This is a genomic window from Variovorax soli NBRC 106424 (assembly GCF_001591385.1).
Taxonomy (GTDB): domain Bacteria; phylum Pseudomonadota; class Gammaproteobacteria; order Burkholderiales; family Burkholderiaceae_C; genus Variovorax; species Variovorax soli.
This window is the reverse complement of record NZ_BCUU01000008.1, coordinates 59382-85706: the sequence shown is the minus strand read 5'-3', so window position 1 is coordinate 85706 and position 26325 is coordinate 59382. Positions and strand designations below refer to the sequence as shown.

Annotated in this window: 35 protein-coding genes; 29 read left to right on the top strand and 6 right to left on the bottom strand. The window is 65.2% G+C overall.

Annotation, left to right across the window (positions count from 1 at the left end; translation table 11 throughout):
* Positions 1-35: 35 nt before the first annotated feature.
* Together VSO01S_RS04540 and VSO01S_RS04535 are read left to right on the top strand one after the other, a co-directional pair.
* A complete protein-coding gene (locus tag VSO01S_RS04540) occupies positions 36-719 on the top strand; it encodes a dienelactone hydrolase family protein (protein WP_068640599.1) in 684 nt (227 codons plus the stop codon).
* Positions 720-801: 82 nt separating this feature from the next.
* Positions 802-1644 carry an amidohydrolase family protein gene (locus VSO01S_RS04535; protein WP_245684108.1) on the top strand — a complete coding sequence of 281 codons (843 nt, stop codon included), beginning with the start codon at positions 802-804 and terminating at the stop codon, positions 1642-1644.
* 6 nt (positions 1645-1650) lie between these two features.
* On the opposite strand, the gene VSO01S_RS04530 is transcribed toward VSO01S_RS04535, so the two are convergent.
* Positions 1651-2568 carry a LysR family transcriptional regulator gene (locus VSO01S_RS04530; protein ID WP_068640597.1) on the bottom strand — a complete coding sequence of 306 codons (918 nt, stop codon included), beginning with the start codon at positions 2566-2568 and terminating at the stop codon, positions 1651-1653.
* A 262-nt stretch (positions 2569-2830) separates the two neighbouring features.
* Here VSO01S_RS04530 and VSO01S_RS04525 point away from each other — a divergent pair, with 262 nt between their 5' ends.
* The gene (locus VSO01S_RS04525; protein WP_068640596.1) at positions 2831-3199 is read left to right on the top strand and encodes a DUF4148 domain-containing protein; all 369 of its coding nucleotides are present in this window, start codon (positions 2831-2833) and stop codon (positions 3197-3199) included.
* A gap of 67 nt (positions 3200-3266) precedes the next feature.
* Entirely contained in the window at positions 3267-3632 is a 366-nt protein-coding gene (locus VSO01S_RS04520; protein WP_068640595.1) for a hypothetical protein, read from the top strand.
* Positions 3633-3730: 98 nt separating this feature from the next.
* Here VSO01S_RS04520 and VSO01S_RS04515 read toward each other — a convergent pair whose 3' ends face one another.
* Positions 3731-4891 carry a magnesium transporter CorA family protein gene (locus VSO01S_RS04515; RefSeq protein WP_068640594.1) on the bottom strand — a complete coding sequence of 387 codons (1161 nt, stop codon included), beginning with the start codon at positions 4889-4891 and terminating at the stop codon, positions 3731-3733.
* A 10-nt stretch (positions 4892-4901) separates the two neighbouring features.
* Positions 4902-5927, bottom strand: coding sequence for a porphobilinogen synthase (hemB, locus tag VSO01S_RS04510; protein ID WP_068640593.1), 1026 nt, complete (start codon positions 5925-5927; stop codon positions 4902-4904).
* Between the two features lie 349 nt (positions 5928-6276).
* Between hemB and VSO01S_RS04505 the strand changes: the two genes are divergently transcribed.
* The 23 genes from VSO01S_RS04505 (at position 6277) to VSO01S_RS04395 (ending at position 23164) form a co-directional block, all read left to right on the top strand.
* The gene (locus tag VSO01S_RS04505) at positions 6277-6705 is read left to right on the top strand and encodes a CopD family protein (protein WP_068640592.1); all 429 of its coding nucleotides are present in this window, start codon (positions 6277-6279) and stop codon (positions 6703-6705) included.
* Entirely contained in the window at positions 6705-7820 is a 1116-nt protein-coding gene (locus VSO01S_RS04500; protein ID WP_068640591.1) for a VanZ family protein, read from the top strand. Before VSO01S_RS04505 ends, VSO01S_RS04500 begins: the two co-directional genes overlap by 1 nt.
* Positions 7821-7829: 9 nt before the next feature.
* Positions 7830-8171 (top strand): (2Fe-2S) ferredoxin domain-containing protein, encoded by a 342-nt coding sequence (locus VSO01S_RS04495; protein WP_068640590.1) that lies wholly within the window; start codon positions 7830-7832, stop codon positions 8169-8171.
* 16 nt (positions 8172-8187) lie between these two features.
* A complete protein-coding gene (locus VSO01S_RS04490) occupies positions 8188-8829 on the top strand; it encodes an alpha/beta hydrolase (RefSeq protein WP_068640589.1) in 642 nt (213 codons plus the stop codon).
* Positions 8830-8866: 37 nt separating this feature from the next.
* Positions 8867-10042, top strand: coding sequence for a D-alanyl-D-alanine carboxypeptidase family protein (locus tag VSO01S_RS04485; RefSeq protein ID WP_068640588.1), 1176 nt, complete (start codon positions 8867-8869; stop codon positions 10040-10042).
* A gap of 216 nt (positions 10043-10258) precedes the next feature.
* Positions 10259-10636 (top strand): 30S ribosomal protein S12, encoded by a 378-nt coding sequence (gene rpsL, locus VSO01S_RS04480; protein ID WP_027477404.1) that lies wholly within the window; start codon positions 10259-10261, stop codon positions 10634-10636.
* Between the two features lie 144 nt (positions 10637-10780).
* The gene (rpsG, locus tag VSO01S_RS04475) at positions 10781-11254 is read left to right on the top strand and encodes a 30S ribosomal protein S7 (protein ID WP_068640587.1); all 474 of its coding nucleotides are present in this window, start codon (positions 10781-10783) and stop codon (positions 11252-11254) included.
* Between the two features lie 94 nt (positions 11255-11348).
* Positions 11349-13451: an elongation factor G gene (gene fusA / locus VSO01S_RS04470; protein WP_068640586.1), complete on the top strand. Its 2103-nt coding sequence runs from the start codon at positions 11349-11351 to the stop codon at positions 13449-13451.
* Positions 13452-13597: 146 nt separating this feature from the next.
* Positions 13598-14788 (top strand): elongation factor Tu, encoded by a 1191-nt coding sequence (gene tuf, locus VSO01S_RS04465; RefSeq protein ID WP_068640585.1) that lies wholly within the window; start codon positions 13598-13600, stop codon positions 14786-14788.
* Positions 14789-14812: 24 nt separating this feature from the next.
* Entirely contained in the window at positions 14813-15127 is a 315-nt protein-coding gene (rpsJ, locus tag VSO01S_RS04460; RefSeq protein ID WP_068640584.1) for a 30S ribosomal protein S10, read from the top strand.
* Positions 15128-15212: 85 nt separating this feature from the next.
* Positions 15213-16814: a carboxypeptidase-like regulatory domain-containing protein gene (locus VSO01S_RS04455; RefSeq protein ID WP_245684105.1), complete on the top strand. Its 1602-nt coding sequence runs from the start codon at positions 15213-15215 to the stop codon at positions 16812-16814.
* 7 nt (positions 16815-16821) lie between these two features.
* Positions 16822-17340 carry a hypothetical protein gene (locus tag VSO01S_RS04450; RefSeq protein ID WP_245684104.1) on the top strand — a complete coding sequence of 173 codons (519 nt, stop codon included), beginning with the start codon at positions 16822-16824 and terminating at the stop codon, positions 17338-17340.
* Positions 17341-17583: 243 nt separating this feature from the next.
* Complete coding sequence (gene rplC, locus VSO01S_RS04445; RefSeq protein ID WP_068640583.1) at positions 17584-18261, top strand: 50S ribosomal protein L3; 678 nt, start codon at positions 17584-17586, stop codon at positions 18259-18261.
* Positions 18261-18881 carry a 50S ribosomal protein L4 gene (rplD, locus tag VSO01S_RS04440; protein WP_068640582.1) on the top strand — a complete coding sequence of 207 codons (621 nt, stop codon included), beginning with the start codon at positions 18261-18263 and terminating at the stop codon, positions 18879-18881. The genes rplC and rplD overlap by 1 nt, the downstream gene beginning before the upstream one ends.
* The gene (rplW, locus tag VSO01S_RS04435; protein WP_068640581.1) at positions 18878-19213 is read left to right on the top strand and encodes a 50S ribosomal protein L23; all 336 of its coding nucleotides are present in this window, start codon (positions 18878-18880) and stop codon (positions 19211-19213) included. Before rplD ends, rplW begins: the two co-directional genes overlap by 4 nt.
* Positions 19214-19216: 3 nt before the next feature.
* Positions 19217-20041, top strand: a complete 825-nt coding sequence (gene rplB / locus VSO01S_RS04430) for a 50S ribosomal protein L2 (protein ID WP_068640580.1) — start codon at positions 19217-19219, stop codon at positions 20039-20041.
* Between the two features lie 11 nt (positions 20042-20052).
* Positions 20053-20331, top strand: coding sequence for a 30S ribosomal protein S19 (rpsS, locus tag VSO01S_RS04425; RefSeq protein ID WP_068640579.1), 279 nt, complete (start codon positions 20053-20055; stop codon positions 20329-20331).
* A gap of 12 nt (positions 20332-20343) precedes the next feature.
* On the top strand, positions 20344-20676 hold the full coding sequence (gene rplV / locus VSO01S_RS04420; protein WP_019657678.1) for a 50S ribosomal protein L22: 333 nt from the start codon (positions 20344-20346) through the stop codon (positions 20674-20676).
* A gap of 16 nt (positions 20677-20692) precedes the next feature.
* Positions 20693-21592, top strand: a complete 900-nt coding sequence (gene rpsC / locus VSO01S_RS04415) for a 30S ribosomal protein S3 (RefSeq protein WP_068640578.1) — start codon at positions 20693-20695, stop codon at positions 21590-21592.
* A 28-nt stretch (positions 21593-21620) separates the two neighbouring features.
* Positions 21621-22037 (top strand): 50S ribosomal protein L16, encoded by a 417-nt coding sequence (gene rplP / locus VSO01S_RS04410; RefSeq protein WP_068640577.1) that lies wholly within the window; start codon positions 21621-21623, stop codon positions 22035-22037.
* A 53-nt stretch (positions 22038-22090) separates the two neighbouring features.
* A complete protein-coding gene (rpmC, locus tag VSO01S_RS04405) occupies positions 22091-22294 on the top strand; it encodes a 50S ribosomal protein L29 (protein WP_068640619.1) in 204 nt (67 codons plus the stop codon).
* A 9-nt stretch (positions 22295-22303) separates the two neighbouring features.
* Complete coding sequence (rpsQ, locus tag VSO01S_RS04400) at positions 22304-22573, top strand: 30S ribosomal protein S17 (protein ID WP_068640576.1); 270 nt, start codon at positions 22304-22306, stop codon at positions 22571-22573.
* Positions 22574-22657: 84 nt separating this feature from the next.
* Positions 22658-23164 carry a peroxiredoxin gene (locus tag VSO01S_RS04395; protein ID WP_068640575.1) on the top strand — a complete coding sequence of 169 codons (507 nt, stop codon included), beginning with the start codon at positions 22658-22660 and terminating at the stop codon, positions 23162-23164.
* Between the two features lie 30 nt (positions 23165-23194).
* Here the strand turns inward: VSO01S_RS04395 and VSO01S_RS04390 are convergent, their stop codons facing one another.
* Both VSO01S_RS04390 and VSO01S_RS04385 read right to left on the bottom strand, forming a co-directional pair.
* Positions 23195-23776: a GNAT family N-acetyltransferase gene (locus VSO01S_RS04390; RefSeq protein ID WP_068640574.1), complete on the bottom strand. Its 582-nt coding sequence runs from the start codon at positions 23774-23776 to the stop codon at positions 23195-23197.
* A complete protein-coding gene (locus tag VSO01S_RS04385; RefSeq protein WP_084241683.1) occupies positions 23773-24483 on the bottom strand; it encodes a cytochrome b/b6 domain-containing protein in 711 nt (236 codons plus the stop codon). Before VSO01S_RS04385 ends, VSO01S_RS04390 begins: the two co-directional genes overlap by 4 nt.
* A gap of 169 nt (positions 24484-24652) precedes the next feature.
* Here VSO01S_RS04385 and VSO01S_RS04380 point away from each other — a divergent pair, with 169 nt between their 5' ends.
* Complete coding sequence (locus VSO01S_RS04380; RefSeq protein ID WP_068640573.1) at positions 24653-25102, top strand: c-type cytochrome; 450 nt, start codon at positions 24653-24655, stop codon at positions 25100-25102.
* A 48-nt stretch (positions 25103-25150) separates the two neighbouring features.
* Here VSO01S_RS04380 and VSO01S_RS04375 read toward each other — a convergent pair whose 3' ends face one another.
* Positions 25151-25651, bottom strand: coding sequence for a TlpA family protein disulfide reductase (locus VSO01S_RS04375; protein ID WP_068640572.1), 501 nt, complete (start codon positions 25649-25651; stop codon positions 25151-25153).
* On the opposite strand from VSO01S_RS04375, the gene VSO01S_RS04370 reads away from it, so the two are divergent.
* Positions 25650-26291, top strand: a complete 642-nt coding sequence (locus tag VSO01S_RS04370) for a hypothetical protein (RefSeq protein WP_245684103.1) — start codon at positions 25650-25652, stop codon at positions 26289-26291. The two genes, VSO01S_RS04375 and VSO01S_RS04370, sit on opposite strands and share 2 nt — an antisense overlap.
* The last annotated feature ends 34 nt before the right edge of the window (positions 26292-26325 follow it).

The following is a 26325-nucleotide window of genomic DNA, read 5'->3' as shown; positions in this document are numbered from 1 at the left end:
GCCGATTACACCAGTGTCTGACAAGGAGCTTGAACATGGGTCAATTCATCGAACTGCGTGCGAAGGACGGCTTTGCTTTTCCCGCCTATGTGGCAGAACCCGTGGGCACGCCCAAGGGCGCCGTGGTGGTGGTGCAGGAGATCTTCGGCGTGAACTCGCACATCCGCTCGGTGGCGGACGGCTATGCGGCCGACGGCTACCTGGCCGTGGCGCCGGCCACCTTCCATCGCGTGAAGCAGGACGTCGAGATGGGCTACACGGAAGAAGACATGAAAGCCGGCTTCGCGTTGAAGATGGCCGTCGAGGCGCTGCCGGCGCCCGGCGTCATGCAGGACCTGCAGGCTGCGGTGGACTACGCAGCCAAGGCCGGCAAGGTCGGCATCGTCGGCTATTGCTGGGGTGGCCTGCTCACCTGGCGGGCCGCCAGCAGCCTCACCGGCCTGGCGGCCGCCGTACCGTACTACGGCGGCGGCATGACCACACCGGAGGAAGTCGCCCGCCAGCCCAAGGTGCCGGTGCTGGCCCACTTCGGCAACAAGGACCACTGGATTCCCGTGGAGTCGGTGCAGGCCTTCGAGAAGGCGCATCCCGAAGTCGTGGTGCACATGTATGCCGCGGACCACGGCTTCAACTGCGACCAGCGCGGCTCGTACAAGGCCGAAGCGGCCAGCGTGGCGCGCGAGCGCACCCTGGCCTTCTTCCAGAAGCACCTGGGCTGAAGAAGTCATGGTGCGCAGCGCGCTCGTGTCGCTGCTGCTGGGCGCGGGGTTCTGCCTGGGCCTGGTGCCGGCTCATCCGGCCATGGCGGCGGACTACACGGGCCCCATCTTCGATGCGCACCTGCACTACAACGAAGAGGCCTGGAATGGCCGCGCCGGCCCGTACCCACCGGCCGAAGCGGTGACGCGCATGCAGCGCAACGGGGTGCGCGCCATCATCGCCAATTCGCGGCCCAACACCGGCACGCACACGCTGGCCGAGTCGAAGGAGGCGGGCCGTGCCGGCATCACCGTCGTGCCATTCGTGCGGGTGTATCGCAATCGCGCCGACTACACCAACTGGTTTCGCGACGAGTCGATCTACGAGATGGTGCGCAGCGAGCTGTCGCGAGGCAGCGCCAGCGGGCCCTTCCGCGGCATCGGCGAATTCCATCTTTACGAGAGCGCCAACGCCCGGGGGCCGGTGGCCCGCAAGCTGGTCGAGCTGGCCGAGCGCAACAACCTGGCCTTGCTGGCGCATGTGGACGACGACGCCATCGACCTGCTGATGGCCGCGTCGCCTTCCGGCGGGCAGAAGCTGCGGCTCATCTGGGCCCACACCGGCATCGGCGGTGCACCCGTGGCGCGCGTGCGCGAACTGCTCGAACGCTATCCGCTGCTGGTGGGTGAACTCTCGTACCGGCCCGGCCTCACCTCCGAGGGAGGGCGCCTGTGCCCCGAGTGGCGCAAGCTGATGGAGCGCTTCCCGACGCGCTTCGTGATCGGATCGGACACCTGGGTCAACCAGCGCTGGGACAGCTACGACGACATCATGCGCGGCTACCGCACCTGGCTGGGCGACTTGCCGCCCGAGCTGGCACAGCGCGTGGCCTGGGGCAATGCGGCCGCGATCTTCGGACTCAAGGCACCCGCGCCGGGCTCCTAGGCGGCTCTAGACGGGCGCGGGCCGTGACAGCTGCCTGGCGCGCTGGCCGATGCGGGTTTCCAGGAAGTCCAGCAGCGCGCGCAGCGCCGCGCTGTTGTGCCTGCGCTGCAGGTAGGCGGCATACAGCCACATGTCCTTGCGCACATAAGGCTCCAGCGCCGGCTCCAGTTCCCCGCGGTCGATGTGGGGCTGCACCACCAGGGCGGGCAGGTAGACCATGCCGAAGCCTTGCAGGGCCACCTGCACCAGCGGCCCGCCCTCGGTGGCGTCCATGCGGCTTTTCACCGGCACGTCGATGGCGCGGCCGTTTTCCTCGAAGCGCCACTGCGGGTTGAGTCCGGCGTTGGAGGCCGTGAGCGCGACATGGCCCGCCAGGTCCGCAGGCGTGCTGGGCATGCCGTGCGTGCGCCAATAGAGCGGCGCGGCGCAAAGAACCAGATTGACCTGCACCAGCCGCCGCACGATCAGGTTCTGGTCCTCGATGGGGCCCAGCCGGAGCGCGACGTCGATGCCCTCGTCGACCAGGTCGAGCGAACGGCTGGTCAGGTGCAGGCTGATGTTCACCTCGGGGTAGTGGCCCATGAATTCGGCCAGCAGGTTGGGCAGGTCGCCCTGGCCCATGCCGTGCAGCGCCGAGATCTTCAGCCGGCCCGCGGGCTGGCTGGCCCGTTCCTGCAATTCGGACTGGGTGAGTTCCACCATTTCCATGAACGGGGTGCTGCGCTCCAGCAGCAGGGCGCCTGCATCGGTCAGGCTGACCGAGCGGGTCGACCGGTTCAGGAGGCGCACGCCGAAGCGCTCTTCCAGCTCGGCGATGTACTTGCTCACCGTCGCCTTCGACATGCCCAGCTTGGCGGCGGCCCTGGAGAAGCTGCCTTGCTGAGCGACTTCGCGAAAGGTCTTGATGAGATCGAGACTGTCCATGTACTTGTGTGGGATTGTTTCAGGATTGGGGTGAATCCAGGAATGTTGATCGCTCCTTGTCCTGATTGTTTCGAATCTATGAACACGGTGATTCGATTTGCGAGGGTTTCCCCCTAGAAATTTCCACCAAAATTCGCTGCACAGGCAAGCAATTCAGCAAGCCTGGGTGAACAAGTCCGAGCGAGGAGGCCGTCCCGAAGAAGGGCGGCTACACCCACCAGACCCGTTCGAGTTTTTGTTGAACATCCAAAGGAACTGAATCATGAACACCGCCAGCAAGATCATCGCCGCCACCGCCGTTGCCCTGTTTGCAGCCGCCGGCGCCTCCGCCGAGGAATACCAAGGCGTCATCACCGTGAACAGCCAGGTCAGCCGTGCCGAAGTGCAAGCCGGCGCCGTGGCTGCCGCCAAGGCCGGCACCAACCTCTACGGTGACGTGGCCAACGCCGGTGTGACGCAAGTCGCCGGCAACGTGGATCGCAACGCCGTCCGCGCCCAGGCCGTCGCCGCCGCTCACGATCCGCTGCAAAACCTGGACCGCAAGGCCTTCGTGAACAGCCAGATCCCCCAGCAGTACACGAACGGCTCCCTGGCCGTGCGTCGCCAGCAGTCGCAACAAGCGTCGCTGTAATTCCCGGCCGCCAAGGCTTTCCACCCCCAACGGTCAATAACAACACCCGACCTCCAAGGACCTAGACATGAAGACTTCGCATCTTTTCGCCGCCGTCGCTCTGGCCTCCCTCGCCGCTGCGGGCGCCCAGGCTGAAACCTACGAAGGCGTGCACGCGCCGGTGTCGGCCGTGAGCCGCTCCGACGTCGAGGCCCAGGCCATCGCCGCTGCCAATGCCAAGGACCAGAACGTGGTTCGCGGCTCGCGCGGCCCGGAAACGGTCGCCGTGTCGCGTGACCGTGCCGGCGTGCAAGCCGAGGCCATCCGTGCCGCCGCTGCGCCCGACCAGAACGTGACCGCAGGCTCGAAGGTCAACAGCAAGGTCATCTCCACGATGCCCAACCCTGTGGACGCCCGTGCGGAAGCCGCCAAGCAAAGCGGCAGCAAGCTGTAATTCCTCAGAGAGTTAGTTAGACAGGTTTCGAGAGCCGGGCCGGCCAGTGCGAAAGCGCTGGCCGGCTTTGTCGTTCCTGGGATGCTTCCCGGCGCTGCTTACTGGGTGGTGCGCGCCAGGTAGCGCTTGCGCCAGAACACTGCGACCAGCACCAGCGCGATGACCAGCATCGCGGCCATGGCGATCCAGAAGCCGTCGGCTTTGTGCAGCAGCGGAATGGTGTCGAAGTTCATGCCGAAGATCCCGGCGATGAGGTTCAGCGGCAGGAACACCGCGGTGAGCACGGTGAGCACCCGCATGATGTCGTTGGTGCGGTGGCTCTGGATGCTGAAGTGCATCTGCACGGCCGTCTCGGCGTCCAGCTCGAGCCGGCGCACGTGGTGCAGCACCCGCTCGATGTGTTCGAGCACGTCGCGGCTGCGCACCAGCACCAGTTCGCGCTCACGGCCTGCCGCAGCTGCGGAAGGCGGCGGCAATGTCTCGATCTCGTCGATCCAGTCCTGCACGGCATCCCGCTGGTCCTCGCAGATTTCGAGCAGGTGCCGCAGCGACTGGCGCGCCTTCATGAGCGCGCTCCAGTTGTTGAAGCGGCTGCGGGCATCGGTGAGTTCGGTCTGCCAGTGGTCGAGCTGCCGGGAGAGCTCGCGCCGCAGATCGAGGTAGCCGTCCACGATGTGGTTGACCACCCGCAGCATCAGGTCGGCCGGGCTGGTCGGCAGCCGTGTCGAGGTGGCGCGCTCGTCCAGCGCGGGCGCCGACGCGCCCGCCGCCACCGCCACCAGCTTGTCCGCGAAGGTGTCGCGCACCTGGTTGCCTTGCGGATGGATGGACAGCAGGACGCGGTCGAACACCGCGAAGCCCACGGGCCGGGTGTCGATGCGCCGCAGTGCCGGCGGCCCTCCGGCGGGGCGCGGCGTCTTCGCAATGGGTTCCTGGACCGGTTGGGCGGCAGGTGCCGGCGCGCCGTCGGCCTTATCGGTCGCGACGGCGAGCCGGCGGATGACCAGCAGGTCGTAGTCCGAGGTGTAGTCGTAGTGCGAAGGCAGCTGCTCGTTGAGCAGGTCGCTCACGTGCAGGTCGACCAGCTGCGTGCCACACAGCGACTGCAGGATGGCTTGCACGTCGGCCAGCGTGCCGCGCAGTTCGTCCCGCGTCAGCGAAATCCACAGGTAGGCGTTCTGGCAGGCGCCGGGCAGGGCCAGCGGCGCCAGCGCCTGGTGCTCGGTGACCTTGGTGCTGCTGATCTCGAAGATGCGCATGGCGCGCGGCTCAGCCCTTTTGTTGCTGCCGCAGCAGTTGCGCTGCGTCGCGGGCGAAATAGGTCAGGACGCCGTCCGCACCGGCGCGCTTGAACGCGAGCAGGCTCTCGAGCATCACCGCGTCGTGGTCCAGCCAGCCGTTTTGCGCGGCGGCTTTGAGCATGGCGTATTCGCCGCTGACCTGGTAGGCGAAGGTGGGCACGTGGAACTGGTCCTTCACGCGGCGCACGATGTCCAGGTACGGCATACCGGGCTTGACCATGACCATGTCGGCGCCTTCGGCGATGTCCATGGCCACTTCGCGCAGCGCTTCGTCGCTGTTGCCGGGGTCCATCTGGTAGACCTTCTTGTTGCTCTTGCCCAGGTTGGCGGCCGAGCCGACGGCGTCGCGGAAGGGTCCGTAGAAGGCGCTGGCGTACTTGGCGCTGTAGGCCATGATCCGGGTGTGCACGAGGCCTGCTGCCTCCAGCGCCTGGCGGATGGCGCCGATGCGGCCATCCATCATGTCGCTGGGCGCCACGATGTCCACGCCTGCCTGGGCCTGGGCGATGGCCTGCCGGGTCAGCACCTCGACGGTGGGGTCGTTCAGGATGTAGCCGGTGTCGTCCAGCAAGCCGTCCTGGCCGTGGCTGGTGTAGGGGTCCAGCGCCACGTCGGTCATCACGCCCAGTTGGGGAAAGCGGTCCTTGAGGGCGGCCACCACGCGCGGAATGAGCCCGTCGGGATTGAAGGCTTCGTCGCCCCCCGGGGTCTTGAGCTTCGGATCGATGACCGGAAACAGGGCCATCACCGGAATGCCGAGCTTCACGCAGTCTTCCGCCACCGGCAGCAGCAGGTCCAGGCTGAGCCGCTCGACGCCGGGCATCGATGGAACCGCATCGCGCCGCTGGCTGCCTTCCTGGACGAACACCGGGTAGATCAGGTCGTGCGAACTGAGCGCATGCTCGCGCACCAGGTTGCGCGTGAATTCGTCGCGGCGAAGCCGGCGAGGCCGGCCGGAAGGAAAAGGTGCAAAGGCGGGCGTGGGGCGTGTCATCGGGAAAATTGTGCCTGAAGGTGCGTGGCTGTTGTATTTTAGGAACGATCGTTCGTCCGAATTAACCCTTGGTTACGAGAACCAAAGTACTCGCGATCCGACGTGCGCCAACTAAGTCGATTGGTGATCTTGCTTGAAAGATCCTGGCCGCTTTGTTAAATTCGTTGGTGGGCGGCTTGCCGCTCCCCGCTTTTCCTCCCTGAGCGGGTGCCTTGATGTGTGACAGCAAAAGGGCTTCCCGCCCGGCGTTCATTCGCCGGGCTTTTTTTTGCCCGGAATAAACCGCCCGCGCGGCGGTGGTCCCGCGGACATCGGCTGGCGACCGGATGGGCGCCACTAAACTTTCCCGATGCTCTGGGTCAAATCGTTTCACATCGTCTTCATCGCCAGCTGGTTTGCCGGCCTGTTCTATCTGCCGCGCATTCTGGTGAACCTGGCGATGGTGCCTCCGGGCTCGGAGGCCGAGCGGGCCCGGCTGCTGCTCATGGCGCGCAAGCTCTACCGCTTTTCAACGCTGCTGGCCGTGCCGGCGCTGGGTTTCGGGCTGTGGCTCTGGCTGGGCTACGGCATCGGCTTGGGGACAGGCAACGGGTGGATGCACGCCAAGCTCCTGCTCGTGCTGGTCGTGGTGGGGTATCACCACGCCTGCGGTGCGCTGCTGCGCCGCTTCGAGGCCAACACCAATCGCCGCAGCCACCGGTGGTACCGCTGGTTCAATGAACTGCCGGTGCTGTTGCTGCTGGCCATCGTCATCCTGGTGGTGGTCAAGCCCTTCTGATGGCGGAATCCAGCCACAAGTCCGCCGCATTTCCCCTGGCGCTGACCTATGCGGCGCTGGTCGCCTATGCGAGCCTGTATCCGTTTGCCGATTGGCGCGACCAGGGCATCACGTCCTGGGCCTTCATGACGGCGCCCTGGCCCAAGTATTGGACCGGCTTCGACTTCGGCATCAATGTTGCCGGCTATGTGCCGCTGGGCTTTCTGGGTGCGATCTCCGTGATGCGCCACCGGCCGGACATGCCGGTGGCGCTGGCGGTGGCGCGCGCCGCTTTCGCCGCGGCAGCGTTGTCCTTTCTGATGGAGGCGCTGCAGACCTATCTGCCGGCACGCATCCCGTCGAATGTGGACTGGGCCCTGAACTCCGTCGGCGCACTGGCCGGCGCCATCCTGGCGGGGCTCCTGGAACGGGTGGGCGCAGTGGCCCATTGGGGGCGCGTGCGCGGCACCTGGTTTGTCGACGAGGCGCGGGGCGGCCTGGTGCTGCTGGCCCTGTGGCCGGTGGCCTTGCTGTTTCCAGCGGCCGTGAGCTTCGGCCTGGGCCAGGTCTTCGAGCGGCTGGAGGACACCATCGCCGACTGGCTGGCCGATACGCCCTTCATCGATTGGCTCCCGGTCCGGCAATTCGAACTGGAGCCCTTGGTGCCGGCGGCCGAACTGCTGTGTGTTTTTCTTGGCGCGCTGGTGCCTTGCCTGCTCGCCTTCGTGGTGGCGCGCTCGCTGCGGCGCCGGGCGATGCTGCTGCCGCTGACCTTGCTGCTGGGCATTGCCGCCAGCGCCCTCTCGGCCATGCTGAGCTGGGGGCCGCAACATGCCTGGGCCTGGTTCGACTTGCCGGTGCGCATCGGCGTCGTGGCCGCGGCGCTGGTGGGCGCTACGCTGCTGCCGGCGCCGCGGCGCCTGTGCGCCGCGTTGGCCCTGATCGCCATCGTCGTACAACTCGGCCTGATCAACGGGGCACCCGAAAGCGCCTATTTCGCCCAGACCCTGGCCACCTGGGAGCAGGGACGCTTCATCCGCTTTCACGGCCTGGTGCAGTGGCTTGGCTGGCTCTGGCCCTTCGCCACGCTGGGCTACCTGCTGCTCGTGCTGTCGCGCGACATTCGCCACTCCTAGAATTCCCCGATGACCCCAACCAGCCAGGGCTACTACGCCCGCCACATCTTCTTCTGCCTCAACGAACGCAAGAACGGCGAGCAGTCCTGCGCTCAGTTCAAGGCGCAGGAAGGCTTCGACCACTGCAAGGTGCGCATCAAGAAGGAGGGGCTGGCCGGGCCGGGCCAGATCCGTGTGAACAAGGCCGGCTGCCTGGACCGCTGCGCAGGCGGGCCGGTGGCGGTCGTGTATCCGGAAGGCGTCTGGTACAGCTACGTCGACCAAGCCGACATCGACGAGATCGTCGATTCGCATCTCAAGAACGGCAAGGTGGTCGAACGGCTGGTGCTGCCGCCGGACGTGGGGCGCTGAGCGGAGAAGACGTTCGATGAATTCCCGCACCGAGAAACTGACCCTGCGCGGCGCAGCCGGCGCCATCGAGGCGCTGCGCGATGCGCCTGCCGAAGGGGTTGCGGCGCAGGGCGTCGCCGTCATCGCCCACCCCCATCCGCTGTTCGGGGGAACCATGGACAACAAGGTCGTCCAGACCCTGGCCCGCGCTTTCGTGGCCAATGGCTGGACGGCGCTGCGCTTCAACTTCCGCGGGGTGGGTGCCAGCGCCGGCACCCACGACGAAGGACGCGGCGAATGCGAGGACTATGTCGCGGTCGTCGAGCAGGCTGCCGCGCAAGGGCCGCTGGCGGTTGCCGGGTTTTCTTTCGGCGCTTTCGTGGCCACGTGTGCGCTCGCCCAGCTGTGGAGCGCGCGCGAGGTCCGGCAGATCGTATTGGTAGGCACGGCAGCCTCCCGCTTCTCGGTGCCCGAAGTGCCCGCAGAGGCGCACGATCGCACGCTGGTGCTCCATGGCGAACACGACGACACCGTGCCGCTGTCGGCGGCGATGGATTGGGCGCGTCCCCAGATACTTCCGGTCACAGTCGTTCCGGGTGGCGGCCATTTCTTTCACGGACAATTGCCGCTCCTGAAAAACCTCGTCAGCCGCCATTTGCGCGCCGGCGAGCGTCCTTGATAGCGGGAGGGCTGACAAGCTCTCCCTTCTCGTTCCCATGAATCGTTTCTCGAAAGCGCTTCGCGCGCTGGCGCTGGCCGCCGTTGCGCCTTTCTTCCATATGGCTGCGGCTCAGGCGCAGGTCCCCGCCTCCCCCGAAATCGCGGCCCGCAGCTATTTGCTCCTGGACATCACCGCCAACCAGGTCCTGGCCCAGAAGGACGTCGACGTGCCGGTCGAGCCGGCGTCGCTCACCAAGCTGATGAGCGCCTACCTGGTCTTCGATGCGCTCAAGGCCAGGAAAATCACCCTGACGCAGACCCTGCCGGTGAGCCCCCGGGCCGCGAAGATGCCGGGCTCGCGCATGTTCATCGATCCGAAGATGCAGGTTCCGGTGGAAGACCTGATCAAGGGGCTGGTGGTGCAGGCGGGCAACGACGCCACCGTCGCCCTGGCCGAAGGCGTGGGCGGGACGGTCGAGCACTTCGTCGAAATGATGAACGACCAGGCCAGGGCCCTGGGCATGAAGCACACGGTCTACAAGAATCCGGAGGGCCTGCCGGCGCCCGGGCACGTGACCACCGCGCGCGACCTGAGCATCCTCGCCACGCGCCTCGTCCGCGACTTTCCGGAAGACTTGCAGTACTACGCCGTCAAGAAATACCGCTATCCGGGCACCCCGTCCACCAACGACACCAACCGCAACGCGCTGCTGTTTCGCGATCCCACGGTGGACGGCCTGGCGACCGGCCACACGGATGCCGGCGGCTACGGGATGGTCGCCACTGCCCGGCGCGATTTCCCCAACCTGAGGGGCGGGCGCCGCCTGCTGACCGTCGTCCTTGGCGCGGCCAGCGAGACGGCGCGGGCCAACGAGTCGCAAAAGCTCCTGAACTGGGGCTACACCGCCTATGACGCGGTGCGTCTGTTCGACGCCGGCCAGGCGGTCGCCGCGCCGCGCGTCTGGAAGGGCAAGTCCGATGAACTGAAGCTGGGCCGCTTCGAGCCGATCGTGGTGGCGGTGCCCAGCGGTACCGCCGGCAAGGTGATGACGCAAGTGGCGCGGCCGGAGCCGCTCGTCGCGCCCTTCGCCAGGAACCAGAGCGTAGGCACGCTCAAGATCATGCTGGGCGACCAACCCATGGCCGAGGTGCCGCTGGTGGCGCTGGAGCCAGTGGAGCAAGCCGGCGTGCCGGGCCGGGCCTGGGACGCGCTGCGCCTCTGGATAAAGTAGTCGGCCCCTGGATTTTTGCCCGGGGCTTATGGCGGCGGGTTAGGGTTTTCGTTGCCCTGGCTGAGCGCGCTGGCTATAATCGAGGGCTTTTCGGAATTTTCCGAAGGGTTTCACGTTCTCGTCATCTGCGGCTTTCCGGTTCGATGGGTCGAATCCGGGTCACGAAGGCCGGCTGCCCCGAGAGGGGTCTGATGACTTTTTGGGATTATTTTTTACATGCCAACCATCAATCAACTGGTGCGTCAGGGCCGCGAAGTCGAAAAGACGAAGTCGAAGAGCCCTGCCATGCAGAACTCGCCGCAGCGTCGCGGTGTCTGCACCCGGGTCTACACCACGACCCCCAAGAAGCCGAACTCCGCTCTGCGTAAGGTCGCCAAGGTGCGCCTGACCAACGGTTTCGAAGTCATTTCCTACATCGGCGGCGAAGGCCACAACCTGCAAGAGCACAGCGTCGTGCTGGTGCGCGGCGGTCGTGTCAAGGACTTGCCCGGTGTGCGCTACCACATCGTCCGCGGCTCGCTGGACCTGCAAGGCGTGAAGGATCGCAAGCAGGCTCGTTCGAAGTACGGCGCGAAGCGTCCGAAGAAGGCCTAAGCCTTCTGGTTTGTTCAACGGTGTTCGGTCGCCTTGGCGGGCGCATCGAGCGTAGTGACCCGAAATCGGGTCGAGTAAGTGAGAGTCCCGCTTGGCTCTCGCGGCATCCGAAACGGTGCCAACTGAAGCAAAGAGGTTAAGAAAATGCCACGTCGTCGCGAAGTTCCCAAACGTGAAATCCTGCCGGACCCGAAGTTCGGCAATGTCGAGCTGTCCAAATTCATGAACGTGATCATGGAAGGCGGCAAGAAGGCGGTTGCCGAGCGCATCATCTACGGCGCGCTCGACTTCATCGAGCAGAAGAACCCGGGCAAGGACCCGCTGGAAGCCTTCACCATCGCCATCAACAACGTCAAGCCGATGGTGGAAGTGAAGTCCCGCCGCGTCGGTGGCGCGAACTACCAGGTGCCCGTCGAAGTGCGCCCGGTTCGCCGCCTGGCCCTGTCGATGCGCTGGATCAAGGAAGCCGCCCGCAAGCGCGGCGAGAAGTCGATGGCCCTGCGCCTGGCCAACGAACTCATGGAAGCCACCGAAGGCCGTGGCGGCGCCATGAAGAAGCGCGATGAAGTGCATCGCATGGCAGAAGCCAACAAGGCCTTCAGCCACTTCCGCTTCTAAGAGCCTGGGTTCAAGCGCCCTTTTCAAGTACTGGCTGGAAGCCCGACCCACCATGTGGTGGGCGGGCTTTCATCCGTTAACGGAGTAATTTCTCATGTCCCGCAAGACCCCCATCGAGCGCTACCGCAACATCGGTATCTCTGCGCACATCGACGCTGGCAAAACCACGACGACCGAGCGCATCCTGTTCTACACCGGCGTGAACCACAAGATCGGCGAAGTGCACGACGGCGCCGCCACGATGGACTGGATGGAGCAGGAGCAAGAGCGCGGCATCACGATCACCTCGGCTGCCACCACCTGCTTCTGGAAGGGCATGGACCTGTCCTTCCCCGAGCACCGCATCAACATCATCGACACCCCCGGGCACGTGGACTTCACCATCGAGGTGGAGCGTTCCATGCGCGTGCTCGACGGCGCCGTGATGGTCTATGACTCGGTGGGCGGCGTGCAGCCCCAGTCGGAAACCGTCTGGCGCCAGGCCAACAAGTACAAGGTGCCCCGCCTTGCGTTCGTGAACAAGATGGACCGCATCGGCGCCAACTTCTTCCGCGTGCGCCAGATGATGGTGGACCGCCTGAAGGCCAACCCCGTGCCGATCGTGATCCCGATCGGTGCCGAAGACAACTTCAAGGGCGTGGTCGACCTGCGCAAGATGAAGGCCATCCTGTGGGATGAGGCTTCGCAAGGCATGAAGTTCGACTACGCCGACATCCCGGCCGAACTGGTCGAAAGCGCCAAGGAATGGCGCGAGAAGATGGTCGAGGCGGCTGCCGAGGCTTCGGAAGAGCTGATGAACAAGTACCTCGAAGAGGGCGACCTCACCGAGGAAGAGATCACGCAGGGCCTGCGCACCCGCACCATCGCCGGCGAAATCCAACCGATGCTGTGCGGCTCGGCCTTCAAGAACAAGGGCGTGCAGCGCATGCTCGACGCCGTGATCGAACTCATGCCCTCGCCGCTGGACATTCCGCCGGTGCAAGGCACGGACGAAGACGAGAAGGAAGTCAGCCGCAAGGCCGACGACGCCGAGAAGTTCTCCGCCCTGGCGTTCAAGCTCATGACCGACCCCTACGTCGGCCAGCTGACCTTCGTGCGCGTGTACTCGGGCGTGCTGTCCAAGGGTGACAGCGTGTTCAACCCGGTCAAGGGCAAGAAGGAGCGTATCGGCCGTATCGTGCAGATGCACGCCAACGAGCGCCTGGAAGTGGACGAAATCCGCGCCGGCGACATCGCTGCCTGCGTGGGCCTGAAGGACGTGACCACCGGCGAAACGCTGTGCGATCCGGATGCCGTCGTGACGCTGGAGCGCATGGAGTTCCCCGAGCCCGTGATCGCACAGGCCGTGGAGCCCAAGACCAAGGCCGACCAGGAAAAGATGGGCATCGCGCTGCAGCGCCTGGCCCAGGAAGACCCGTCGTTCCGCGTGCGCACCGACGAAGAATCCGGCCAGACCATCATCTCCGGCATGGGCGAACTGCACCTCGAAATCATCGTGGACCGCATGAAGCGCGAATTCGGCGTGGAAGCCAACGTGGGCAAGCCCCAGGTGGCCTACCGCGAGACCATCCGCAAGACGGTCGAGGACGTGGAAGGCAAGTTCGTGCGCCAGTCGGGCGGCAAGGGTCAGTACGGCCACGTCGTGCTCAAGATCGAGCCGCAGGAGCCGGGCAAGGGCTTCGAGTTCGTCGACGCCATCAAGGGCGGTGTGGTGCCGCGCGAGTTCATTCCCGCGGTGGAGAAGGGCCTGATCGACACGCTGCCCAACGGCGTGCTGGCCGGCTATCCGGTGGTGGACGTGAAGGTCACGCTGACCTTCGGTTCCTACCACGACGTGGACTCGAACGAAAACGCGTTCAAGATGGCTGCGTCCATGGGTTTCAAGGATGGCTGCCGCAAGGCCAACCCTGTCATCCTCGAGCCGATGATGGCCGTGGAAGTCGAGACGCCTGAAGACTACGCCGGCAACGTGATGGGCGACCTGTCGTCCCGCCGCGGCATGGTGCAGGGCATGGACGACATGGTGGGCGGTGGCAAGACCATCAAGGCCGAAGTGCCGCTGTCGGAAATGTTCGGCTACTCCACCACGCTGCGTTCGATGTCGCAAGGCCGCGCCACGTACACGATGGAGTTCAAGCACTACGCCGAAGCGCCGAGGAACGTGGCGGAAGCCATCGTCGCCGCCCGCGCAAAGTAAGTGCCAGGGGACAGACCGGCTCTGCCGCTCTGTCCTCTCTGATCAAGGTCTGCGATCTTGTGCCCCTCGTTGCCCGTGGCGAGGGATGAAGCAACAAGGTGCAGACGTAAAACCAACACACGGGCCTGCTCTTTCAAGGATTGAAAATGGCAAAAGGAAAGTTTGAGCGCACCAAGCCGCACGTGAACGTGGGCACGATCGGCCACGTGGACCATGGCAAGACGACGCTGACGGCGGCGATTGCCACGGTGCTGTCGAGCAAGTTCGGCGGCGAAGCCAAGGCTTACGACCAGATCGACGCGGCTCCCGAAGAAAAGGCGCGCGGCATCACCATCAACACCGCGCACGTCGAGTACGAGACGGCCAACCGCCACTACGCGCACGTTGACTGCCCCGGCCACGCCGACTACGTGAAGAACATGATCACCGGCGCTGCCCAGATGGACGGCGCCATCCTGGTGTGCTCGGCCGCTGACGGCCCGATGCCCCAGACCCGCGAGCACATCCTGCTGGCTCGCCAGGTGGGCGTGGGCTACATCATCGTGTTCCTGAACAAGTGCGACATGGTCGACGACAAGGAGCTGCTGGAGCTGGTGGAAATGGAAGTCCGCGAACTGCTGGACAAGTACGAATTCCCCGGCGACGCCACCCCCATCATCCACGGCTCGGCCAAGCTGGCGCTGGAAGGCGACAAGGGCGAGCTGGGCGAAGGCGCCATCATGAAGCTGGCCGAAGCGCTGGACAGCTACATCCCCACGCCTGAGCGCGCGGTGGACGGCACCTTCCTGATGCCCGTGGAAGACGTGTTCTCGATCTCCGGCCGCGGCACGGTGGTCACCGGCGCCGTCGAGCGCGGTGTGATCAAGGTCGGCGAGGAAATCGAAATCGTCGGTATCCGTCCCACCCAGAAGACCACCTGCACGGGCGTGGAAATGTTCCGCAAGCTGCTGGACCAGGGTCAGGCCGGCGACAACGTGGGCGTGCTGCTGCGCGGCACCAAGCGCGAAGAAGTCGAGCGCGGCCAGGTGCTGTGCAAGCCCGGTTCCATCAAGCCGCACACGCACTTCACCGCCGAGGTGTATGTCCTCTCCAAGGACGAAGGTGGCCGTCACACGCCGTTCTTCAACAACTACCGTCCGCAGTTCTACTTCCGCACGACCGACGTCACGGGCTCCATCGAGCTGCCCAAGGACAAGGAAATGGTCATGCCCGGCGACAACGTGTCGATCACCGTCAAGCTGATCGCCCCCATCGCCATGGAAGAAGGCCTGCGCTTCGCCATCCGCGAAGGCGGCCGCACCGTGGGTTCGGGCGTCGTGGCCAAGATCCTCGAGTAATCGCGCGAGAGGGACGAAAGCACCATGGCTACCAAGCAAAAGATCCGCATCCGCCTCAAGGCCTTCGACTACAAGCTGATCGACCAGTCGGCTGCCGAGATCGTGGACACCGCCAAGCGCACCGGCGCGATCGTCAAGGGCCCGGTGCCCCTGCCGACCCGCATGCGTCGTTTCGACATCCTGCGTTCGCCGCACGTCAACAAGTCGAGCCGCGACCAGTTCGAGATCCGCACGCACCAGCGTCTGATGGACATCGTTGATCCCACCGACAAGACCGTGGACGCGCTGATGAAGCTCGACCTGCCGGCCGGCGTCGACGTGGAAATCAAGCTCCAGTAAGTCGCCTGTAGGCGAATTCCGCCAAGGCCCGTTCGCAGCGATGCGAACGGGCCTTTTTCGTTGAGGCGAGGCTTTCAAATGTGGCATGCTCGCCGAAACCGCCGATGCGGTGTTCGAAGCCAAGGAAGGACGCCAGATGAATATGCGACGCCTGCTGCGCCTGGGGGTGCTTGCGCTCGCTATCGGCCTCGGGGGGTGTGGCGGCGGAGGAGGAGGCGGCGGCGTTGGATCAGGCGCAACGGCCACCATCAGCGGCACCGTGAGCTACGACTACGTGCCCAACCCGAGCGGGGCGCTGGACTACAAGGCGACCGTCTCCAGGGCGGTGCGCGGCGCCGGCGTGGACATCGTCGACCCGCAGACAGGCGTGGTTCTGGCCAGCACGGCCACCGACGGCAACGGCCAGTACTCGGTGACGGTTTCTCCGCGCGGGCAGATCAGCGTGCGGGTGCGCGCCCAACTGACGCGCCAGGGGCCCGGACCCACCTGGAATGTCAGCGTGCGCGACAACACGCGCTCGGACGCCCTGTATGCGATGGAATCGCCCTCTTTCGCCGTTGCGGGCGGGTCGGCCACGCGCGATCTTCACGCCGCTTCCGGGTGGGGCGGCGCCGGCTATACCGGAGAGCGCGCCGCTGCCCCATTCGCCATCCTGGACACCGTCTACACGGCCATGGGCAAGGTGGCATCGGTGGCGCCCGAGGCCAGCTTTCCAGAATTGCGGGTGTTCTGGAGCACGCAGAATGCACCGTCCGAAGGCCGGATCGCACTCGGGCAGATCGGCACCACATCGTTCGCGGACACCAACGCCGGGTTGGCCATTTACGTGCTGGGCAAGGAGAACGTCGATACGGACGAGTTCGACGCACCCGTCGTGGCGCACGAATGGGGGCACTACTACCAGCATGTCTTCAGCCGCGACGACTCCCCAGGCGGCTCGCACGATATCGCCCAATTGCTGGACCAGCGCCTGGCCTTTTCCGAAGGCTGGGGCAATGCCTGGTCGGGCATCGCGCTCGAAAGGCGCAATTACACCGATTCGATGGAGGCTGCACAGGGCGCGGGGCTGAACATGGACCTGATCGCGAATCCCGGCGGGCCGCTCGGCTGGTACCGCGAGGCATCGGTGCAATCGGTCATCTGGCAGCTCAACGGCCGCTTCGGCTTCGCGGGTATCCATCAGGCGATGGCGGGTGGTTTGCGCAGCACCCGCACGGTCACCACGATCCACGCCTTTGCTGCGGCCTACGCGGCCGCGGTGCCGGCTGCCAGTTCCGACCTGTCCGCTTTGCTTGTGGCGCAGTCGATCAGCGGCGCCACCAATGATCCGTGGGCGACGAGCGAAACCAACCGCGCAGGGCTCCCGGCTGAGCCGATGTATGTCAACGTGAATAGCGGGGCCGCCAGAGCCTGTGTCACCAACCAGTATGGCAACGACAACAAGCTGGGCAACTTTGCCTATTTCCGGATGACGGTGCCCAGTGCTCGCTCCTATCAGATCAATGTGGGAGGGCCAGGCGGATCCGACCCCGATTTCGAGGTATTTGCCGGGGGGCGCCTGGCCAGCAGCCTGGGTTTTGGGGTCGCCGAGACCGCGACGGTCAACTTGCCGGCGGGCGATGTCGTTCTGGCGGTGAAGGACGCCAACAACAACGCTTCATCCTGTTTCAACGTCCAGTTCCAGTGAGCGGCCCATGACCAGTTCCCGACAACGTCTCGCAATTCTTGCCTTGGCGGCAGCCGCTGGTGCATCGCTCTCGGTCGCTTGTGCCAATGCAGCGCAGCCTGCGCAGACCGGCGCTTTCGTGCTCGCGGCGCAAAAGCCCAATGGCTCCGGTGTCGAGGTCCGCTACCGGGTTCTGGATACGCCCGCACTCGGGCAGCCCGCGCGGGTGGAAATCGTGCTGGCGAACATCAATGATTCGGCCGGTGGCACGGTGCGGTTCACCGCCGACCCGGCCCTGCGTCTGGCGGCCGGCGGCGTGCAGACCCGCCTGCCAGCCGGCGAAACGACCACGCTGACGGTCACCGTGGTCCCGCAGGAAGAAGGCCTGGCCTATCTCAACGTCTTCACCGCCCAGCGCGGGCTGACGAGTTCGAGGTCCATCCCGATCCAGACGGGCGCCGCCGCGCCCACCAGCAAGAAGCCGGGAGCCGGCAAGCTCAAGGACACGCCGGACGGCGACAAGATCCTCGTGATGCCGGTGAAATAGGGCGCTGCCCGCGAGGGCGGCGGGGCGCCGCACTTGCGGGAAAACCCGGCGCGTCCTATAATTGCCGGCTCTGCCTTTTTTGCGCCCTGAGTGGGCGTATTGCCGTTGCGGGTGCGTCAGGTGCGCCAGGCGTATCGAGCGGCTCTAGCAGAGCATTCATCAACCTTCTCTCGCAGTCCCTTTGACCGGGCAAACGCTGTCGCCAATTGAAGTGGCAGCGGCGGGAGTTTTGGAGAAAAAGCAATGAGTCTGAGCAACTCCCTCGGGTTGCTGGGCCGCAAGGTGGGCATGATGCGCCTGTTCACCGATGACGGGGACGCAGTTCCTGTCACGGTGGTGGACGTGTCCAACAACCGCGTGACCCAGGTCAAAACCCAAGAGAACGACGGCTACGTCGCTCTGCAAGTGACGTTCGGCGCACGCAAGGCATCTCGCGTGACCAAGCCGCAAGCCGGCCACCTCGCCAAGGCGGGTGTGGAAGCCGGTGAAATCACCCGCGAATTCCGTGTCACCGCCGATGCGGCTGCCCAGCACCAGGCTGGCGGCGCCATCGCCGTGGGCAGCGTGTTTGCGGTGGGCCAGAAGGTCGACGTGCAAGGCACCTCGATCGGCAAGGGCTACGCAGGCACCATCAAGCGCCACAACTTCAGCTCGCAGCGCGCCTCGCACGGCAACAGCCGTTCGCACAACGTGCCGGGTTCGATCTCGATGGCGCAAGACCCGGGCCGCGTGTTCCCGGGCAAGAAGATGACCGGCCACATGGGCGACGAAACCGTCACCACCCAGAACCTGGACGTCATCCGCATCGACGAAGCCCGTCAGCTGCTGCTGATCAAGGGCGCGATCCCGGGCGCCAAGGGCGGTTTCGTGACCGTCCGTCCGGCCATCAAGGCCAAGGCGACCGCACAAGGAGCGAAGTAATGGAACTCGAACTCCTGAACGAACAAGGTCAGGCCGCGTCGAAGTTCGACGCCCCCGAGACCGTTTTCGGTCGTGACTACAACGAAGACCTGGTTCACCAGATCGTCGTCGCTTACCAGGCCAACGCGCGCCAGGGCACCCGTGCCCAGAAGGACCGCGAGCAGGTCAAGCACTCGACCAAGAAGCCTTTCAAGCAAAAGGGAACGGGCCGCGCCCGTGCCGGTATGACTTCCTCGCCGCTGTGGCGCGGGGGCGGCCGCATCTTCCCGAACAGCCCGGAAGAAAACTTCACCCAGAAGATCAACAAGAAGATGTACCGCGCCGGCATGGCGTCCATCTTCTCGCAGCTCGCCCGTGAAGGCCGTCTGGCTGTCGTCGACTCCATCAAGGTCGACTCGCCCAAGACCAAGCCCCTGGCCGCCAAGTTCAAGGCGATGAATCTCGAGTCCGTGCTCGTGATCGCCGAGGAAGTCGACGAGAACCTGTACCTGGCCTCGCGCAACCTCGTGAACGTGCTGGTGGTTGAGCCGCGTTACGCCGACCCCGTGTCGCTGGTGCACTACAAGAAGGTGCTGGTGACCAAGGGCGCGGTCGACAAGCTCAAGGAGATGTTCGCATGAGCCGCGTGAACCCCACCCCCGCACAACGTACGTTCGACGAAGGCCGCCTGATGCAGGTGCTGGTCGCTCCGATCGTGTCCGAAAAGGCCACGATGGTCGGCGAGAAGTCGAATGCCGTCACTTTCAAGGTGCTGCAGGACGCCACCAAGCCGGAGATCAAGGCCGCCGTCGAACTCATGTTCAAGGTCGAGGTCAAGGGCGTGTCCGTTGCCAACATCAAGGGCAAGACCAAGCGCTTCGGCAAGTCGGTCGGCCGCCGCGACAACGTTCGCAAGGCCTACGTGACGCTCAAGCAGGGTCAGGAGCTCAACCTCGTCGGAGAGGGCGCTTAAATCATGGCCGTCATCAAGCTGAAACCCACTTCGCCGGGCCAACGCGGCGCGGTGAAGATCTCGCGTGATCACCTGTACAAGGGTGACGCCTACGCTCCCCTGCTGGAACCCCAGTTCCAGAAGGCCGGCCGCAACAACAACGGCCACATCACCACCCGTCACAAGGGCGGTGGTCACAAGCACCACTACCGCGTGGTCGACTTCGTGCGCAACAAGGACGGCATCCCGGCCAAGGTCGAGCGCATCGAATACGACCCGAACCGTTCGGCGCACATCGCGCTGGTGTGCTATGCCGACGGCGAGCGCCGCTACATCATCGCTCCGCGCGGCCTGGAAGCAGGCGCCACGCTGCTGAGCGGTTCCGAAGCGCCGATCCGCGCCGGCAACACCCTGCCGATCCGCAACATCCCGGTGGGCTCGACCATCCATTGCATCGAACTGCAACCCGGCAAGGGCGCGCAGATCGCCCGCTCGGCTGGTACGTCTGCAACCCTGCTGGCACGCGAAGGCGTGTACGCCCAGGTTCGCATGCGCTCCGGTGAAGTTCGCAAGATCCACATCGAGTGCCGCGCCACCATTGGTGAAGTCGCGAACGAAGAACACAGCCTGCGCCAGCTCGGCAAGGCCGGTGTGAAGCGTCACATGGGTATTCGCCCGACCGTTCGCGGCGTGGTGATGAACCCGGTGGACCACCCGCACGGTGGTGGCGAGGGCAAGACCGGCGAAGGCCGTCACCCTGTCGACCCGTGGGGCAACCTCACCAAGGGCTATCGCACCCGTAACAACAAGCGCACGCAAGTCTTCATCGTGTCGCGTCGCAAGAAGTAAGGGACACGTTCATGACTCGCTCTCTCAAAAAGGGTCCGTTCGTCGATCACCACCTGTTGGCCAAGGCCGACAAGGCCGTGACCACCAAGGACAAGAAGCCGATCAAGACCTGGTCGCGTCGCTCGATGGTGCTGCCCGAGTTCATCGGTCTGACCATCGCCGTGCACAACGGCAAGCAACACGTGCCTGTGTACATCACCGATCAGATGGTCGGCCACAAGCTCGGCGAATTTGCGCTCACGCGCACGTTCAAGGGCCACCCCGCGGACAAGAAAGTCCAGAAGAAGTAATAGGAGAAGACCATGTCTGAAACACGTGCAGTCCTCCGCGGCGTCCGCCTCTCGGTCGATAAGGGCCGTCTGGTCGCCGACCTGATCCGCGGCAAGAAGGTCGATCAAGCGCTCAACATCCTGCAGTTCACGCAGAAGAAGGCCGCTGTGATCGTCAAGAAGGTGCTCGAGTCGGCCATCGCCAACGCAGAGCACAACGACGGTGCCGACATCGACGAGCTGAAGGTCAAGACCATCTACGTCGAGCAAGGCGCCACGCTCAAGCGCTTCACGGCCCGTGCAAAGGGCCGCGGCAATCGCATCAGCAAGCCCACGTGCCACGTGTACGTGACGGTTGGCAACTAAGTAGGTCTGGAAGACTATGGGACAGAAAATCCACCCGACCGGCTTCCGCCTTGCGGTCAGCCGCAACTGGGCCAGCCGCTGGTACGCCAATGACCGCGATTTCGCGGGCATGCTGGCCGAAGACATCAAGGTGCGCGAGTACCTGAAGAAGAAGCTCAAGAACGCGTCCGTGTCGCGCGTGCTGATCGAGCGCCCCGCCAAGAACGCACGCATCACGATCTACTCGGCTCGTCCGGGCGTCGTGATCGGCAAGAAGGGCGAGGACATCGAGAACCTCAAGCGCGACCTGGGCAAGCAGCTGGGCGTGCCGGTGGCCGTGAACATCGAGGAAGTGCGCAAGCCCGAAATCGATGCTCAGCTGATCGCCGACTCGATCACCCAGCAGCTCGAAAAGCGCATCATGTTCCGCCGCGCCATGAAGCGCGCGATGCAGAACGCCATGCGCCTGGGCGCACAGGGCATCAAGATCATGTCCGCCGGCCGCCTGAACGGCATCGAAATCGCTCGCACCGAGTGGTATCGCGAAGGCCGCGTGCCGCTGCACACCCTGCGTGCCGACATCGACTACGGCTTCTCCGAAGCCAAGACCACCTACGGCGTCATCGGCGTCAAGGTGTGGGTCTACAAGGGCGACACGCTGGGCCGCAACGACCTGCCCGCCGTCGAGACCCCGCGTCCCGAAGAAGAGCGCCGCCCCCGTGGCCCGCGTCGTGATGGCCGTCCTGGTGGCGACCGTCCCGGTTCGGACCGCCGTGGCCCGCGCGCTGGTGCCCGCGGCCCCATCGGTGGCAACACCGCTCCGGCCGACGGCAGCGACAAGCCTGCCGAAGCCACCGGTGCAGACTCGAAACCCGCCGTTAAGCGCGTCCGCAAAGCCGCGCCCGCTGCAGCAGCGGACGGTGCCAAGTCCGAGTAATCGGGCTTAGAACTACGGAGTAAACAACATGCTGCAACCTGCACGCAGAAAGTACCGTAAGGAGCAGAAGGGTCGCAACACCGGCGTGGCAACGCGCGGTAATGCCGTCTCCTTCGGCGACTTCGGCCTCAAGTCGGTGGATCGCGGCCGCCTCACGGCGCGCCAGATCGAAGCCGCACGTCGTGCCATCTCGCGTCACGTGAAGCGCGGTGGCCGCATCTGGATTCGTGTGTTCCCCGACAAGCCGATTTCCACCAAGCCCGCAGAAGTGCGGATGGGTAACGGCAAGGGCAACCCCGAGTACTACGTGGCTGAGATCCAGCCGGGCAAGGTGATCTACGAGATCGTCGGCGTTCCGGAAGAACTCGCACGCGAAGCGTTCCGCCTGGCTGCCGCCAAGCTGCCGCTGCGCACCACCTTCGTTGCACGCCAGCTCGGCGCCTGATTCAGGAGGACACGAACATGGCAACCCGCAACAAGAAGGCCGCCCCGGCCAAGGTGAGCAAGGCCGCTGCGCTGCGCGAAAAGGACGTCGCTGGCCTGCAAGCCGAAATCAAGGACCTGCAGAAGGCCCACTTCGGCCTGCGCATGCAAAAGGCCACGCAGCAGCTGTCGAACCTGGCAACGCTGCGTACCACGCGCCGCGACATCGCTCGCGCCAAGACCATCCTTGCTCAAAAGCAAGAGCAAGCCGCCAAGTAAGGAGTGAACATGACGGAAGCTAAAAAATCCCTCAAGCGCACCCTGATCGGCAAGGTCGTCAGCGACAAGCGCGCCAAGACCGTGACCGTGCTGGTCGAGCGTCGTGTGAAGCACGAGCTCTACGGCAAGATCGTGGCCAAGACCAGCAAGTACCACGCCCACGACGAAAAGGGCGAATACAAGCTGGGCGACATCATCGAGATCACCGAATCGCGTCCGATCTCGAAGACCAAGAACTGGGTGGTTACCCGCCTGGTCGAGAAGGCTGCTGTCGTCTAAGACACACCTCTCGCATGCCGCCCGACGGCGGAATCGAAAACGGCCCACAATGTTGGGCCGTTTTTCTTTTTTGGAGTGATATCAATGATCAAAGTAGGCGACAACCTTCCCAACGCCACGCTGCAGGAATATTCGGAAGTCGAAGGCGAGGGCTGCAGCATCGGCCCGAATCCGGTGGACGTCGCCAAGGCTTCGGCCGGCAAGACCATCGCGCTGTTTGCGCTGCCGGGTGCTTTCACCCCGACATGCTCGGCCAAGCACGTGCCGGGCTACGTGCAGCAGTTCGACCAGTTCAAGGCCGCCGGTGTGGACGAGATCTGGTGCGTCAGCGTGAACGACGCCTTCGTGATGGGCGCCTGGGCCCGCGACCAGAAGACCGACGGCAAGGTGCGCATGCTGGCCGACGGCAGCGCAGACTTCGCCAAGGCCACCGGCCTCACGCTGGACCTGACCGCGCGCGGCATGGGCCTGCGCAGCAATCGCTATTCGATGCTGGTCAAGGACGGCAAGGTCGCCTCGCTCAACGTCGAGGCCCCGGGCAAGTTCGAAGTGAGCGACGCCGACACGCTGCTCAAGCAAGCCAAGGGTTGACCGCACGCGGGCCGCAGGCGCGGCCCGCGTTCAGAGATCGACCTTGAGGTAGTGCGAGCCCGCGATCGGGTTGTGATAGTAGGGCGGCACTTCCTCGAACCCCAGGTCTTCGTAGAGCGTGCGGGCGGCTTCCATGTCGTCCAGCGTGTCGAGCAGGACGCAGGCATAGCCGGCGCCGCGCGCGGCGTCCAGGATGGCTTCTGCCAACTGGCGCCCCAACCCCATGCCGCGAAAGGCCGGGCGGACATACAGCCGCTTCATTTCCGCGGCGTTCGGATAGTCGGCCGCGTCCAGTGGCCGCAGCCCGCAGCACGCCGCGACATGGGCTGGGCGGCCGTCGCCGCGAGTGACCTCTGGCGCGTTGGCGATACCGTCTTGCGGCGAGGCGTCGATGAGTGCCAGCAGAAGCGCGCCCCGCGGCTCGGCATAGTCGCCCGGGAGGCTGGCCAATTCATCCTCGAAGTTCTGGAAGCACAGATCCACGTCGAGCGAGTCGGCGTACTCGCGGAAGATGCCGCGCGTCGCTTCGATTTCGCGCGGCTCCACGGCAGTGATGATGATCACGTTGGGTGTGTTGGCCAGCGGCAGCGGGCGGGAAGCGGTAAAGCTCATAGACGCAAGGTCGAGATCCAGTAGGCGAAGCCCGCGCAGGCTCCGAAGACGATCAGCGCCAGCAGGCGAGAGCCGGCGGTGTCACGGCTGGCCGGCGCAAGCTGCATCAGCAACTTGTCGCCCGAGACCATCGGCTTGACCAGGTGCTGGTGCCGCACGAGCGCATAGAAAACGATGGCCAGCACATGCAGGACCACCAGGGCCAGGACGATCCACTTGCCCGCCGTTGTATGCCACGCGCTCGCCAGGCTCACCGTCGCGCTGGACACGAAGCGCGTCAGCGGGCCCGATGCGGAGATCTCGTCGTCCGCCACCAGGCCCGTGGCGACCTGCGCCACCAGAATGGCCAGCATCGCGAATACCGACAGCGCACCCAGCGGCGTATGGCCCACGAGCTGCTCGGGGCGCGCCCGGCCGCGCAGGTAGCCGACCAGCGCCGACGGCGAATGCACAAAGCTGGCAAAGCGCGACCAGTGGCCACCGACGAAGCCCCAGACCAGGCGAAACATCAGCAGCGCCAGCACCAAGTAGCCGTTTCGCAAGTGCCACGCCATGACACCCGAAAGGCCGGTCGCGATCTGGCCGACGACAGCCACTGCCAATGCCCAGTGAAAGATCCGCGTCGGAAGGTCCCACACCCGCACGCGCTGGGTCGGGCTGGCGTCGAGCTCGCCGAAACCGGTGGATAAGGCAGAAGGGTCGGGCATCAAGTTGGCGGCTCGCCTTGGGGCGCCGCGCGAGTGATCGAAGGCGCAGATTAGCAAAGCTGGGCGCCGCGCAGCCTCGGGGTTGTTTCTATGCGCTTCTGTCCGGCGCCTCCTAAACTGGCGCGCCGCACCGTTGCGGGGCGGTTCCCACGTCCAACAAAGGAAACCCATGAACATTCGCCTTGCTTCGCTCCTGCTGGCTGCGGCCGGCGCTGTGGCGGCCGCGCCTGCGGCCGCGCAGTTCGCCAAGTCGGAAGATGCCATCCACTACCGGCAAAGTGCCATGTTCCTGCAGAGCCAGCATTTCGGCCGGGTGGCCGCCATGGCCAATGGGCGTGTGCCCTTCGATGCCGCGGCGGCCGCTGCCAATGCGGAACTGGTCGCGACCATTTCCAAGCTGCCGTGGGCCGGCTTCGCCCCTGGCACCGAGGGTGGCAAGGCCAAGCCGGACATCTGGAAGGAGCAGGCCAAGTTCAAGGAACTGAGCGACAAACTGCAGGCCGACACGGAAAAGCTGGCCGCTGCGGCCAAGGGCGGCAACCTGGATGCCATCAAGGCCCAGGTCGCGGCGACCGGGGAGACCTGCAAGTCCTGCCACGACACGTTCAGGAGCAGATAGGACAAAAAAGGGCGCCGACGGCGCCCTTCCCTGTGCAACCAGTGCCCCTCAGGCTTCGGCCAGCAGCTTCTCGATCAGCTTGTGCAGTTCGGCGAAGTCAGGTTCGCCGACATAGCGCTTGACGATTTCCCCGCGCTTGTTGACCAGGTAGGTGGTCGGGGTGAGCTGCACATCGCCCCAGGCCTTGGCCACCGCACCGGTGTTGTCGATGGCGACCTTGAATGGCAGCTTGCGCGTCTGCGCAAAGTTGACCACGTAGGCCGGCGGGTCGTAGCTCATGGCCACCGCCAGGGTGTCGTACCCCTGCTGGCGGTACTTCTCGTAGGTGGCGATCACCTTCGGCATTTCGCCGACACAGGTGGTGCAGCTGGTGGCCCAGAAGTTGACCAGCGTCACCTTGCCCTTGAGGTCGTCGGTGCTCTTCTTGCTGCCGTCGAGCAACACGAAGGTCGAGGCCGGCGCGGCGGAAACCCCCGTCTGCATGTAGACGCCCACGCCAACGGCCAGGGCAAGCGCAAGGGCGGCGGCGATAACGGCGTTTTTCTTCATGGCTGAGGTCGAACTGGACCGGGCGATTTTAGTTCCCACGGGCAAACTCTGCTGCCGGCATGGCGGCCACCATAATCGCCTCCCCATGACCTTCGTCCCCTTCGGCCGTTTCGTGTTCCTGGCGGCGCTGGCAGCTTTCCTGGCCGCCGCCTGCAGCCCGGTCTTCAACTGGCGCGAAGTCCCCGTCGGCGGCGATGCGGAGCTGGTAGCGCTCCTTCCCTGCAAGGCTGATCGAGCCGAACGTGACCTGCGCCTGGGCAGCCAGTCGGTGGCGGTGCGGATGATCGGCTGCGAGGCCGGCGGCGCGACCTTCGCCATCGCCCAGGCCAGCGCTTCGGATGCGGTGCAGGCGCAAAGCTGGCTCGCCGCATGGCACAGCCAGGCGCGCGCGCAGTGGGCGGGCGCTCGCATCGAGGAGCATCCTGCCACCGTGCCCCGTGCGGCGGCCGCGCCCGCACCCCTGCGGTTCGAGGCCGACGGTGAGGCGGGGGCGCCATCGCCGCGCCAGCAGGTGCGGCAGCTGTGGTTTGCACACCAGCAGCGCAACGGCACCGTTTCGCTGTACCAGGCCACGGTCCTGGGCACGCCGTCGGCGCCGGAGTCCGTCCAGACCTTTTTCGAAGGCATGCGCCTGCCTTGAGCGGCCGAACGGTGGACAGGGAATGCATGCTCTG